Source organism: Alteromonas sp. 4NS20-0143 (assembly GCF_057542855.1).
Window position 1 is genome coordinate 517,844 of sequence record NZ_BAAJLR010000002.1, and the last position, 13,055, is coordinate 530,898.

The 13,055-nt window shown below is 45.3% G+C and carries 10 protein-coding genes; 7 read left to right on the forward strand and 3 right to left on the reverse strand.

What is annotated here, in order from left to right; genetic code table 11:
• Positions 1 to 491: 491 nt before the first annotated feature.
• The 4 genes from leuA to leuD are packed head-to-tail and all read left to right on the forward strand — an operon-like array spanning position 492 to position 5,168.
• Positions 492 to 2,051: a 2-isopropylmalate synthase gene (gene leuA, locus AC27HD_RS05995; protein WP_032094287.1), complete on the forward strand. Its 1,560-nt coding sequence runs from the start codon at positions 492 to 494 to the stop codon at positions 2,049 to 2,051.
• The gene (gene leuB / locus AC27HD_RS06000; protein WP_287010945.1) at positions 2,052 to 3,149 is read left to right on the forward strand and encodes a 3-isopropylmalate dehydrogenase; all 1,098 of its coding nucleotides are present in this window, start codon (positions 2,052 to 2,054) and stop codon (positions 3,147 to 3,149) included.
• Between the two features lie 9 nt (positions 3,150 to 3,158).
• Entirely contained in the window at positions 3,159 to 4,559 is a 1,401-nt protein-coding gene (leuC, locus tag AC27HD_RS06005) for a 3-isopropylmalate dehydratase large subunit (RefSeq protein WP_487104444.1), read from the forward strand.
• 3 nt (positions 4,560 to 4,562) lie between these two features.
• Positions 4,563 to 5,168: a 3-isopropylmalate dehydratase small subunit gene (leuD, locus tag AC27HD_RS06010; RefSeq protein WP_032094284.1), complete on the forward strand. Its 606-nt coding sequence runs from the start codon at positions 4,563 to 4,565 to the stop codon at positions 5,166 to 5,168.
• A 154-nt stretch (positions 5,169 to 5,322) separates the two neighbouring features.
• Here leuD and nhaC read toward each other — a convergent pair whose 3' ends face one another.
• A complete protein-coding gene (nhaC, locus tag AC27HD_RS06015; RefSeq protein WP_032096427.1) occupies positions 5,323 to 6,810 on the reverse strand; it encodes a Na+/H+ antiporter NhaC in 1,488 nt (495 codons plus the stop codon).
• A gap of 387 nt (positions 6,811 to 7,197) precedes the next feature.
• Between nhaC and AC27HD_RS06020 the strand changes: the two genes are divergently transcribed.
• The gene (locus AC27HD_RS06020) at positions 7,198 to 8,454 is read left to right on the forward strand and encodes a cyclic di-GMP phosphodiesterase (RefSeq protein WP_487104447.1); all 1,257 of its coding nucleotides are present in this window, start codon (positions 7,198 to 7,200) and stop codon (positions 8,452 to 8,454) included.
• Between the two features lie 45 nt (positions 8,455 to 8,499).
• Here the strand turns inward: AC27HD_RS06020 and AC27HD_RS06025 are convergent, their stop codons facing one another.
• Both AC27HD_RS06025 and AC27HD_RS06030 read right to left on the reverse strand, forming a co-directional pair.
• Positions 8,500 to 9,798, reverse strand: a complete 1,299-nt coding sequence (locus AC27HD_RS06025; protein ID WP_487104449.1) for a general secretion pathway protein GspB — start codon at positions 9,796 to 9,798, stop codon at positions 8,500 to 8,502.
• Positions 9,791 to 10,702 (reverse strand): ExeA family protein, encoded by a 912-nt coding sequence (locus AC27HD_RS06030; protein ID WP_032096424.1) that lies wholly within the window; start codon positions 10,700 to 10,702, stop codon positions 9,791 to 9,793. The genes AC27HD_RS06025 and AC27HD_RS06030 overlap by 8 nt, the downstream gene beginning before the upstream one ends.
• A 146-nt stretch (positions 10,703 to 10,848) precedes the next feature.
• Here AC27HD_RS06030 and AC27HD_RS06035 point away from each other — a divergent pair, with 146 nt between their 5' ends.
• Together AC27HD_RS06035 and AC27HD_RS06040 are read left to right on the forward strand one after the other, a co-directional pair.
• Positions 10,849 to 12,126 carry a tRNA nucleotidyltransferase/poly(A) polymerase-related protein gene (locus AC27HD_RS06035; protein WP_487104451.1) on the forward strand — a complete coding sequence of 426 codons (1,278 nt, stop codon included), beginning with the start codon at positions 10,849 to 10,851 and terminating at the stop codon, positions 12,124 to 12,126.
• A gap of 274 nt (positions 12,127 to 12,400) precedes the next feature.
• Complete coding sequence (locus tag AC27HD_RS06040; RefSeq protein ID WP_487104453.1) at positions 12,401 to 12,988, forward strand: porin family protein; 588 nt, start codon at positions 12,401 to 12,403, stop codon at positions 12,986 to 12,988.
• Positions 12,989 to 13,055 lie beyond the last annotated feature (67 nt).

The following is a 13,055-nucleotide window of genomic DNA, read 5'->3' on the forward strand; positions in this document are numbered from 1 at the left end:
CTTTTTCTTTTAAGGCGACATTAGTAATGCCATACCAAACCAAACATGCATAAAAATACAAAAATAATAAGTATTAATTCATTTAATAACTTCTTCATATCAGTCAAAAAGAGTACAAACATACTAACCATTTCAAAAGCCAAACTCATAATCTGCATTAGCAGCAATCAAACGGGCGTTTAACACATAAAACCAGAGAGCTCACACCACCAATTAGGATAGCCATCCTAATATGAGCGTTAAGATCAATTTTTTCATAAAAATTTAATCAATATGGTAAACAATGGTTGACGTTCAAGGCTCACATGGTTAAATTGTCGCTATCAATTTTGGTCAGCAAAGATTTTCGAAAAATGCGTATTCGTTTTCTTCTAATTACTCTACTCCTCAAGGCAGCCAGACTGCACGGGTAGATTGCGACCAGCGACTAATCACACAAAAACCCGTGCACAGCACGGGTTTTTTTTTAACTATTCAATTGAGAGAGCGTCATGACAAATCAAGTGAAAATCTTTGATACCACGTTGCGAGATGGTGAGCAGGCCTTGCCAGCAAGTCTAAGTGCCAAAGAGAAGTTACAGATTGCACTGGCGCTTGAGAGACTAGGTGTAGATATTATTGAAGCCGGTTTCCCTGTGTCTTCACCTGGCGACTTCCAATCAGTACAGTTGATTGCCAAAGAAATCAAAAACTCAGTGATTTGCGGTCTGTCCCGCGCCCTTCCCGGTGATATCGATGCATGCGGCCAAGCCCTAAGCGTAGCTGATCAGTTTAGAATTCATACCTTTATTGCCACATCGGAAATACACGTTGGCGCCAAATTGCGTAAATCTCATGATGATGTGGTAGACATGGCCGTGGCTGCGGTAAAGCATGCCCGCAAATACACCGATGATGTGGAGTTTTCATGTGAGGACGCCGGCAGAACACATATCGACTACCTTTGCCGTATGGTTGAAGCTGCTATTCACGCAGGCGCTACAACGGTAAATATTCCGGATACTGTTGGCTACACTACGCCCACTGAATTCGGCGGGATTATTCAGCAGTTGTTCAATCGGGTTCCTAACATCGATAAAGCCATTATCTCTGTACATTGCCACAACGATTTAGGCTTGGCTGTTGCTAATTCACTGGCGGCAGTAGAGCAAGGTGCGCGTCAAGTGGAGTGCACTATAAATGGTATTGGTGAGCGTGCGGGTAACGCGTCGCTAGAAGAAATTGCAATGATTTTGCAAACGCGAAAAGGGCTGCTTGGCATTGATACTAATATCAATTCAACGGAAATTTCACGTACGTCTAAACTTGTCAGCCAGCTGTGTAATATGCCGGTGCAATCTAATAAAGCCATTGTTGGAGCCAACGCCTTTAGCCACTCGTCAGGTATTCATCAAGACGGTGTCTTAAAAGCGCAAAATACCTATGAAATCATGACGCCTGAGAGCGTGGGCATTAATAAGAACAACCTAAACCTAACCTCTCGTTCGGGTCGCCATGTTATCAAACATAGACTAACTGAATTAGGTTACAAACCTGAAGAGTTTGATTTAGAGGCCGTATACGATGCGTTTTTAAAGCTGGCTGATAAGAAAGGACAGGTTTACGACTACGACCTTGAGGCGCTGTTGTTTTTCGATAAGCAAAAGCACGACCAAGCGCACTATCAACTGCTTTATCTACAAGCTAATTCGGGTAGAGAGATTATCCCAAGCGCTACCGTAAAAATGAAAGTGGGCGAACAAGAGATTACACAGGCATGCACAGGTAACGGACCAGTAGATGCCGCATTTAAAGCGATAATCTCTATTCTTGGTCATGAAGACTTAGAAGTTGTCGACTTTAAACTAGATTCAAAAGGCGAAGGTGCAGATGCATTAGCGCAAGTGAGTGTTATCGCCACATATAAAGATCGTCGATTCCACGGTATAGGCTTGGCCACAGATATCGTAGAGGCCGGTGTAAAAGCATTGATATTTGTACTGAACAATACTTATCTGGCCGACCAGATTGATCAGCAAAAGAATCAACAAGAACGCGTTGTAGGAGTGTAAATGAGCCAGTTTTCAATTGCCGTATTAGCCGGAGACGGTATCGGTCCAGAAGTTATGCAAGAGGCCAACAAGGTCTTAGATGCTGTAGAAAAGAAGTTTAGCATTACGCTAAATCGCACCGAGTTTCCCGTTGGTGGCTTTGCTATCGATACCGAAGGCGAAGCCCTTCCAGCGAAAACACTGTTAGGTTGTGAACAAGCAGACGCAATATTATTTGGCAGCATAGGCGGACCTAAGTGGGATACGCTTCCACTTGAACAGCGTCCCGAACGCGCTGCACTGCTTACTTTAAGAAGCCACTTCGATTTATTCAGTAATTTGCGCCCTGCACGTATCTACCCTGGCCTTGAAGGTTTGTCTCCACTTCGTGAAGACATTGCTAAATCAGGTGTAGATGTGTTGGTAGTGCGTGAACTTACCAGCGGCATTTACTTCGGCCAGCCTAAAGGTCGTGAGGGTGAAGGCGAGGAAGAGTTTGCTTACGACACGATGCGCTACAGCAAACGAGAAATTCGCCGTATCGCCGTCGCAGCCTTTGAAGCAGCACAAAAGCGTCGCGGTAAAGTCACCTCAGTAGATAAAGCCAATGTATTGGTTACTAGCAGGTTGTGGCGTGAAGTGGCAGAAGAAGTGGCCAAAGACTTCCCCGATGTTGAGTTAGATCATATCTATATCGACAACGCCACCATGCAAATAATGAAGAACCCCGCGCAATTTGACGTCATGCTGTGTTCAAACTTGTTTGGCGACATCGTATCTGATGAATGCGCTATGATGACGGGCTCTATGGGGCTTTTACCTTCGGCAAGTATGAACGAAGACGGGTTTGGTTTATACGAGCCTGCAGGCGGTTCAGCGCCGGATATTGCAGGGCAAGGTATTGCAAACCCCATCGCTCAAATTTTATCGGCAGCCATGATGTTGCGTTTCAGTATGAACTTAAACGACGCGGCAGATGCTATTGAAAAAGCCGTGGTCGCCACTCTTGAAAAGGGCGTACTCACTGGCGAACTGCTGCCTGAAGATAAAAGAGACCAAGCTTCAAATACATCGCAAGTAGGCGATGAAATTGTTAAACAATTAATGGCGCAGGAGTAGAAATACCACATGGCCAAGACCTTATATGACAAAGTATGGCAAGCGCATATTGTCGACCAGCTAGGCGAAGATAGCCTTATTTATATCGACCGCCACTTAATTCACGAAGTGACATCTCCGCAAGCCTTCGCTGGCCTTAACGAAAAAGGCCGTAAAGTGCGTCGCCCAGATAAAACTGTGGGAACCATGGATCACAGCATATCAACGCGCTCGTTAGCCATTGATGCATGCGGCCCAGATAACGCACTACAGCTGCATACCCTAGCCAAAAACTGTGAAGATCACGGTATTCAGCTCTACCCTGTAGGCCATCAAAAGCAAGGCATCGTGCATGTAATGGGGCCAGAATTAGGGCTTATACAGCCTGGCATGACCGTAGTGTGCGGCGACTCTCACACTGCAACCCATGGCGCATTCGGTGCACTTGCATTTGGAATAGGTACTTCTCAAGTTGAGCATGTTTTAGCCACACAAACTCTGAAGCAAAGCCGCGCAAAAAGCATGCTTATTAATGTGAATGGCAAACTTCCTGTGGGAATTACAGCGAAAGATATTATTTTAGCCATCATTGGCAAAATTGGACACGCTGGTGCAACAGGTCATGTGATTGAGTATGCGGGCGAGGCCATTCGTGGGCTTACCATGGAAGAGCGAATGACTGTGTGTAACATGAGTATTGAAGCGGGGGCAAAAGCTGGGCTTGTAGCACCAGACGACGTTACCTTCGCGTATTTAAAAGACCGCGAGTACGCACCCAAAGGGCAGTCTTGGGATGACGCGGTTGCCTATTGGAAAACCTTATACACCGAAGACGGTGCAAGCTTTGACACCGTTGTCGAACTTGAAGCGGCCGACATAGCACCGCAAGTCACGTGGGGAACCAACCCTGGCCAAGTTATTGGAGTAAATACTCCAGTGCCGGCTCCCGAAGACTTTAGCGACCCAATTGAAATAGAAAGCGCGAAAAAAGCACTTAGCTATATGGGCTTGAAGGCGGGTGAAAAACTTGCTGATGTAGCAGTCAATCACGTTTTCATTGGTTCGTGTACCAATGGTCGTATAGAAGATTTACGTGCCGCGGCTCACGTTGCCAAAAAAGGCAAAGTATCATCATCGGTCACCGCTATTGTGGTGCCGGGTTCTGGGGCAGTAAAACGCCAAGCTGAAGCTGAAGGTTTAGATAAAATCTTCGAGCAAGCCGGCTTTGAGTGGCGCTTACCAGGCTGTTCAATGTGTTTGGGTATGAACGACGATAAACTGGTTTCTGGCGATCGCTGTGCATCAACGAGCAACAGAAACTTTGAAGGACGCCAAGGCCGTGGTGCACGCACCCATTTAGTGAGCCCCGCTATGGCTGCAGCAGCAGCTATTAACGGCCACTTCGCCGATGTTAGAGACTATCAGGAGTAATACATGTCAGAGCAAGGTTTTACACACCACACGGGCATTGCAGCACCGTTAGACCAAGCCAATGTGGATACAGACCAAATTATTCCTAAGCAGTTTCTCACGGGTGTCACCCGTATCGGCTACGGCAAGCACCTTTTTCACGATTGGCGCTATTTGGATTTAAAAGAGCAAGAGCCTAACCCAGATTTCTCACTGAACAAGCCAGAGCATAAAGGCGCTAGCGTATTGTTGGCTCGAGAAAACTTTGGTTGTGGTTCAAGTCGAGAGCACGCACCTTGGGCACTGGCCGATTTTGGTTTTAAAACCGTTATTGCCACCAGCTTTGCTGATATCTTTTATGGCAACTGTATTAACAACCAACTCGTTCCTGTTGCGTTAGGTAGCGAACAAATGGACGCTTTATTTGATGCTGTAAAAGCAGATCCTACGGTCGCTATTACTGTGGATTTGCCGGCGCAGACAGTGAGCTTTAACGACACATCGTTTAGTTTTGATATTGCACCTCATCACAAAACTAACCTGATAAAAGGCCTTGATGCAATAGGTCAAACTCTTGAGCTTGATAGTGCTATCAGCGCGTTTGAAGACAAACAGCCTAGCTGGCTTTAGGCTGCGAAGGGAGTGCTAATGTAAAGGCGCTAGTATAACGGCGCTGAATCAAGGCCCCAATTGTAAAGTTCGAAATAAAGCGAAAAAAAAGCGAGGGTTGGTGACAACCCTCGCTTTTTTATTTTACCTAAATACTTTAAACAGCAAAGAACAATCACTCGGTCACTGGCGTTCCGTCATCATTGAACTTGGCAATATCAGCACCTGATGACTCCCACTCTTCACGCTCTTTATCCGATGCCTTCGGTGAAAACATACCGGTATAGGCATAAAATATTCCTATTAATGGCGCTGTCCAACATGCGAAAGCAAGAGGTATGTAGAGTAGGTTTTGCAAGTTATCACCGGAGATGCCAAGTCCTAATGCAGAGATAACAAAAGCGCCTCCGGCATTCCACGGAATGAGTGGAGACATTAGCGTACCGCCCTCTTCTATACCTCGGGAAAGATTAAGCGTTGAATACCCCATGCCGCGATAAACGGGAGAATACATACGTCCAGGTAGGGCAACAGATAAGTACGGGTCACCGGCAACAAGATTCGTTGCAAACGCAGTTCCTACGGCTGCAACTTGAGTACCTGCGAATGTTTTTGCTTTACTTTTGATAGCGTTGATAATGCTTCTCAAACAGCCTGTAGTCTCAAGCGCGCCACCAAAACCTAGGGCAATAAGTACTAGCGAAATGGTCCACATCATCGATTGAATTCCGCCGCGATTAAGCAATGTATCTATTTCGCTAATATTAGTTTGAATGGAGTAACCGTTATTTGCATAGTCAAACACGGCCTGAAGAGACTGCCCTTGTGTAACCATTGCAAACGCGCCGCCAACAACTACGCCTGCAAACAGCGAAGGCAAAGGTGGGAATTTCTTCAATGCCAATACCATCACGACTAAAGCAGGCAATAACGCCCATGCAGATATGTAGAAGTTATCTTCTAAAGCGGTAGTAATGCCTTCAATTTTTTCAAACGACACACTTTGCGTATCGATAACAAAAAAACCAACGCCAATATAGATTAACAGCGCAATAACCATGGCCGGTATAGTTGTGGCCATCATGTTTTGTATGTGTGAAAAGACGTCGGTGCCTGTCACCGCTGGTGCTAGGTTCGTCGTGTCAGAAAGGGGCGATACTTTATCACCGAAAAATGCGCCAGAAACAACAGCGCCTGCCGTCCAATACATGGGAATGTCAAACCCCTCGCCTATGCCCATCAGGGCCAAACCAACGGTTCCGACACTTCCCCAACTAGTGCCTAAAGACACTGACACCACGGCGCAAATGACCATGCCAGCGGCGAGAAATATCTCTGGCGATAAGGTTTTTAAGCCGTAATAGATAATGGTGGGAACTGTGCCGCTGGCAATCCAAATACCGATGATCATGCCCACCGTTATGAGCACGCTTACCGATGGCAGCGCAACATGGATAACTTTAAAAATACCGGCGCGAATATCTTCCCACGACAGTCCAAGGTAAACACCTACAAAACTTGCAAGGGCTAAACCTATCGCTAGGGGGATATGAGGCTCGAAAACGCCAAAGTAGAAAATCTGTGTTCCCAAGATTATCAGCGTTAACACAACAGGTGTTAACGCCAGCAAAAGCCCGGGCGTAGTTTGCTGTTCATCTTTCATAGGACATCCTTATACTAGAGCACTGATATAGACAATCAGACCCTATGCTGTGAATAGCGATCTAGATATAAAAAGTACTTCGCTAGATATGAAAAGCGCTATTACAAGAGTTAATTATTTATTAATTGTGCAGGTTTACTACGCTACTTTACGTGTAAAAGATCGAATGCATGGAGAATGACAGTGGTTATGCAAGGGCTTGGTCACGGGTTTGGGCATATATTTAAACGTTACGTTTGGTTTCATTTTTCAATGAAAACCACTGTAAGTACAAGAAGTCGACTTTTACGGTTATTAAAAATAATATTCCTCATTATTGGCATATCATCACACATAACCCTATGCTAATTTAACGAGCCTAAAACAATGCAGTAAACGGACAATGAAATGCTAGAACAGGTGCCTATTAATGAGCTTAAACCAGGAATGTACGTTACACAGGTTCTAGAGCAATCTGGTACGCTTCATATGCGCTCCCAGGGCATTGTTAAATCTCAAAGCATTGTGGATACATTGAAGAAGAAAGGCATCTTACTTCTCGAAGTTGATATTGCTAAGTCAAAACATCAACGCAATGAAGAAACACAAGTTGATGCTCTGGTAAATGATAGCTCGGCCCATAAAGGCACGGCACATGAAGAGCAAGCGCCGACCAAGGAGCACTCAGCTTCTGAGTCAAAAGCTCATAAGTCAAACCCCCTAGACAATGCCTCTATCAACAAAGCTAACGACTTATACGAAAATGCACTGTCTATTCAAAGTAAGTTTGTAAAGGCGTTAAATCAAGAAGCCGTGACTGACTTATCTCCTATGACGTCGCTATCGCACAGTCTCATCGAAAGTGTATTTGATAACGAAGACGCCTTAAGTTGCCTCACCCTCATTAAAGATACTGACAACTACCTGCTAGAACACTCGATAAACTGCTCAGTGTTAACCGGAATATTTTGCAAATTCTTAGGATACGACAGAGACAGTATTGAGCAAGCAAGTCTTGGGGCATTGCTTATGGATACGGGCATGTCGTCAATACCTGCTGACATTCGAAGGCCTACTGCAGCCCTATCTGAAGACGATCTCGCGGTTTTGAAAACCCACGTAGAAATTGGTGCTACCCTAGTAGAGCAATGCGGAGATATTCCCGATTTATCTTTGCAGGTTATTGAACAACATCAAGAGAGAGTAGACGGCAGTGGTTATCCCGACGGGCTTTGTAACGACGAAATATCAGAGTTTGCTCGAATAGCCGCCATTGTTGATACCTATGACGAGTTAACATCTCATCACCCGTCACAGCCAAGTCTCACGCCTATGCAAGCGCTCAAACGCTTATCAGAATCATCTGGCCTAGATCAAACCTTAGTTACCCAGTTCATCCAATGTATTGGCGTACACCCAGTAGGCTCTTTGGTTAAATTAAAAAGCGGCAAGTTAGGCATTGTTAGTAAAATTAATCCTAAAGATCCAGTAAGCCCTCATGTGATGACGTTTTACAGCGTGACATCGAACCACTTTAATGAAATTAAAAAAATTGACCTTAGTCATTATAACGATGAAGTGGTATCGGGCGTTCGTCCGGAAGAATTCAGAATAAACCTGCCGAAGTTTTTCAAGGAAGTGTTTGTTCATCAAGCCCCACACTAATCGACAGCCGATTACCGACAACCGGGGCTTGGTTCATCTTACACGCTACCAGTCAGTAAGCGCTGCCATGGTAAATATTTCATCTTCAAAGGCTAGCACCACCCGCTGAGCCTCAATGTTTACAATTTGGACTTTGTCGGCAATCCAGTCGCCTTCTGAAAGCTGACGACCATTTACCCTAACCCACCTATCTCGCGGTTGAGACGCGTACATATGGGCACTGAAATTCATTGTAGGCAGCCGAGTTAATAACCTTACCGGTAATTGGTCTACCCGCAGTGTATCGTCACGTACCGTTACCTTTGTCTCAGGCTCTCTCGCTGAACCCGGTGATTTGTCATCAAGTGCTTCAACGGCAGCATTAAATCGCGCCATTAGCTCTGGAGAAACCTCAATATTGTTAGCGTTATTTGCCTCGTTAAGCACTTTCCCTTCGTACTCGTCGGTAGAGCCCTGCTCACCCGTAATATTTTGCCCTGTGCTACCCTGCCCCGTGCTTTCCTGCCCCGTGCTTTCCTGATTGCCAGCTCTGCCAATTTCAGAATTAGCGCTTCCAGAATTAGCGCCCTCAAAATTAGTGCCTGGCCCTGAATTGCGAGCTTTATTGTCAAAGCCATCTGACGCCATTTGATTATTCGACGGCTGCGATGCGTTGTTGTTCATCACATTCTGCGCATTATCTTGCGTATTACCACCGTATTGTTGTTGCGCTGACTGCTGACCTGGCTGTTGTGATGTCTGTTGCACTGGCGTTGAATTATTCCCTGTATTAGTAGATAAAGCTTGCTCACCGCCAATGCCGCTTTCATTCGGCGCTGCATTTGTACTGGTATTCGAAGGCGTATTTGCTGCCGTATCAATATTGCCTGCTGATGTTGAGGTGTCGGTAGAAATTGATGAGGCTAACGCCGGCCACCAATTATTCTTAGTCGCGGCGGTAAAGCCTAGTGCCAGTCCCCCCATAATCACAACAGCAAAAACAAAAGCTTGCTTTGCATAAAGTGAAAACGACGACGGAAGGCCTTCAACAGTAGGCAAAAATAAACTGCGATTGAATTGGTCATTCAGCGATTTATCGAAGCGCGCCGACGTATCGTGCTGGCCCCGCAATAATGCCTGCGTTTGCGTGCGATGGTGAGTTGAAGTGGGAGTTGGAGGTGCAACTTCAACCGTTTGTTCAGGGTCAATTTCAAGCTCTTGCACTCCCATTTCTGAAAGGCCTTGCACCATAGCATCGCTCGATACTAATCCGGATTTGCGTATTTTAACTGGCCCGTTTTGCTTGGTAATTTGAACGATCACCATGCCTGGCTGCAAATTTTCGATAGCAACAATACTAGACATACAAACTCCCAATGGCATACCCACACACTAACGCTAGTACAAACGTACCCGCCAAGTACCACCGGTTTTGGCCCTGCACTCTTTGGCTTACTACATCTTCACCCAAAATCTGTTCTGCCGCTGCGAGAAAAATGGGCTTTTTCACCACCGCATGTTGCTTAGTAAATGAGAGGGTTAACGCCCTATCACATAGCAAATTAATAACCCGAGGAATTCCCCCCGTTATTTGGTGTACTGCACGCAAGGTACCCTTGCTGAAAATACTGATATCGCCATCTGCCACGCTAAGTCGGTGAGCAATGTAAGAACTCACCTCTGGGGCGGTTAGCGGCAGCAGGTGATAACGAGCCGTTATGCGTTGTGCAAGCTGTCGAAGTTCATTGCGTTTAAGCAATTGCTGTAGCTCAGGCTGACCAATTAACACCACTTTAAGCAGCTTTTCTCGGTTAGTTTCTAAATTAGTTAATAAGCGCAACTGCTCTAATACCTCAGGCAATAAATGCTGCGCTTCGTCAACCATCAATACGGTATTCATACCCGATTGATGATTTTCGGCGAGTTTAGACAAAATGAGATCAGTGAAATATTTAAGACTGGCTTTATCAGATGAATATGAAAGCCCTAACTCGTCACACACTGTGGCCAAGAGCTCTAAGGCTGATAACGTGGGGTTTAAAATCATCGCTACCTGAGTGTTATCCGGTAGCTGTTGAAGTAATTTTCGCGAAACCGTTGTTTTGCCTGTTCCAACCTCCCCAGTTAGCATTACAAAACCTCCGCTTTCCCTTAAGCCGAAGGTTAAGTGTGCTAGAGCCTCTTTGTGTCGTGGGCTCATGTAAAGATAGTCGGGGTTTGGCGCTATGGAGAACGGGTTGTCGTTTAACCCGAAGTAATTCAAGTACATGGTTTTCGCTAATTCATCGTAAAAACGATGATTAAACTACCAGAGCATGACGGTAAGTAAAAGCGCCATAGCACGCAGTAACAAATTTAATTTTAACATTGGTATACTCATCATTATTACCCTTACTTTTTGAAGAGCGAGAATACATGCAAGTTTACTTGGTTGGCGGTGCCGTTAGAGACACGTTGTTAGGAAGGCCCGTTACCGAACGCGATTACGTGGTAGTAGGAGCAACCCCTAACGACATGCTCGCAAAGGGCTTTACACAAGTAGGAAAAGACTTCCCCGTATTCCTTCACCCTCGCACTAATGAAGAATATGCCCTAGCTCGCACAGAAAGAAAATCTGGGGCTGGTTACACGGGCTTTATTTGCGATGCATCATCTGAAGTGACTCTTGAAGAAGATTTACGACGTCGCGACCTTACCGTTAACGCCATGGCGCAAGATGATTCGGGCAATATTATCGATCCTTATAACGGAAAAGCTGATTTAGAAAAAAGGTGCTTGCGCCATGTTTCTCAAGCATTTAGCGAAGATCCATTGCGGGTGTTTCGCGCGGCCCGCTTTGCGGCTAGGTATGCCTACTTAGGTTTTTACATTGCCGAAGACACCATCGCCCTTATGACATCGATGGCAGAAAGTGGTGAATTAAAAGCACTAAGTGCAGAGCGCGTATGGCAAGAGACTAAGCGCAGCCTTTTAGAGCAATCTCCCGAAGTGTATTTTTCAACGTTAGCAAAAAGCAAAGCGTTGCCAAGCTGGTTTATGGAGCTCACTGACTTCATCGACGAAGCAATAGTGTTACTAATTAAATCAGTAGCCGCCACTAGCAGCAATGGCAGTAGCAGCGATGGCGACAGCAGCAGCGACGATAGTATCGATAGTAAGGCTGATGAAAACGTCAGCGCTGATAAAAAAGAACAGGATGATACCCAAATATTAATTACACGATTTACTTCACTTTGCATATTGTTAGATGAGCAACAAGCAGCGGCGCTGTGTAAACGCCTAAGGGTGCCAAACCAAGTAAGTGAGATTGCTGTGCTGGCCTGTAAATTTAAAACCTTATTGCTAGGTAATAGTATTGGCCCTGCGAAAAGCCATAGAGCGAGCTTTACTGAAACCAGCATAACCTCTGATGCCCTGATCACTGTTTTCAACGCAGCGGACGCGTGGCGACGACCTGAGCGCTTTGAGCGATTACTTTTTGCCATCGGTCCGGCGGCAGAGGCAAGAAGAGCAAACTGGTCAGCCACGCACGGATTAATTAATAAGGCCTTAGCCGCAGCGAATCAGGTTAATGTTAAAGACATTATTGCCAATGGGCACAAAGGCGCAGCAATAAAAGAAGCTTTAGATAAAGAAAAGCTGCAGGCCATAGGCCATGCTATTGAGTCAGCCCAAGGCAGCAGTACTAAGTAAGTCATTACATACAGCAAAGCTTATGTATTCTTTTCAAACCGCAAGAAAGTTCTGCCGTACAGCTTTTAATCGACGATTAAAAGCTGTACAACTCCGGTCAAAATCCTTTGTAAACTGTGAAACTCTTTCACGGTTTTTCCCTCTTTTCTGTGAAATTTACGCTGGCATACCAATTGAATAGCTAATCACATCAACCGTGAACAATTACAGCTTCACGTTGAACTTCCCTAAGGGAAGCTAATGGAAAGTTATAAATTGAAAAGAGGATGTCATTATGAAAAAAACACTTACAACACTTGCAGGAATCGCAGCACTTTCATCGCTAACATCATTTGGTGCCCATGCGCAATCAAACGATATCACCGCTGACGACAGTGGTTTTTATGTAGGTGGTAACTACGGATACCTTCGTGTAGAAGGTGAAGACGACTTTGATGACGACAAAGATGTATGGCAAGGATTGCTAGGTTATAAATTTAACGAGTACGTTGCATTAGAAGGTAGCTTCATCGATTTCGGTGACTACGGCACCGACCTAGCTGGCGGGAATACCGATGGGTATACGGCAGCGATTAAAGGTATTCTTCCGCTAACAGACCGCTTCTCGCTTTATGCAAAAGCAGGTCAACTGTGGTCAGAAACTGAGTATAATTTAGGTGGCATTTCAACTGAATCAGACGATGAAAGCCTTTTCGTTGGCGCAGGTTTAAGTTACGCCATTACCGCTAACTTCCTAGTAAACGCGGAATACACAGTATACGACGCTGAACTAGACGCGGAAGAAGCCGTTGACGATATCGACGACACTAATTTTGAAACCGATTTAAAACAAGCGAGTATTGGTGTTGAATATCGCTTCTAAATAACAATTTTCAAATACTAAAAAGCCAGCCTTTAATCAGGCTGGCTTTTGTCTTTCAGTTTTTTAT

Excerpts from the sequence above, each read along its gene's own strand:
- leuD (WP_032094284.1), top strand. The coding sequence starts at position 4,563 with ATGTCAGAGCAAGGTTTTACACACCACACGGGCATTGCAGCACCGTTA.
- leuC (WP_487104444.1), top strand. The coding sequence starts at position 3,159 with ATGGCCAAGACCTTATATGACAAAGTATGGCAAGCGCATATTGTCGAC.
- AC27HD_RS06040 (WP_487104453.1), top strand. The coding sequence starts at position 12,401 with ATGAAAAAAACACTTACAACACTTGCAGGAATCGCAGCACTTTCATCG.
- AC27HD_RS06020 (WP_487104447.1), top strand. The coding sequence starts at position 7,198 with ATGCTAGAACAGGTGCCTATTAATGAGCTTAAACCAGGAATGTACGTT.
- nhaC (WP_032096427.1), bottom strand. The coding sequence starts at position 6,810 with ATGAAAGATGAACAGCAAACTACGCCCGGGCTTTTGCTGGCGTTAACA.
- AC27HD_RS06030 (WP_032096424.1), bottom strand. The coding sequence starts at position 10,702 with ATGTACTTGAATTACTTCGGGTTAAACGACAACCCGTTCTCCATAGCG.
- leuA (WP_032094287.1), top strand. The coding sequence starts at position 492 with ATGACAAATCAAGTGAAAATCTTTGATACCACGTTGCGAGATGGTGAG.
- AC27HD_RS06025 (WP_487104449.1), bottom strand. The coding sequence starts at position 9,798 with ATGTCTAGTATTGTTGCTATCGAAAATTTGCAGCCAGGCATGGTGATC.
- leuB (WP_287010945.1), top strand. The coding sequence starts at position 2,052 with ATGAGCCAGTTTTCAATTGCCGTATTAGCCGGAGACGGTATCGGTCCA.
- AC27HD_RS06035 (WP_487104451.1), top strand. The coding sequence starts at position 10,849 with ATGCAAGTTTACTTGGTTGGCGGTGCCGTTAGAGACACGTTGTTAGGA.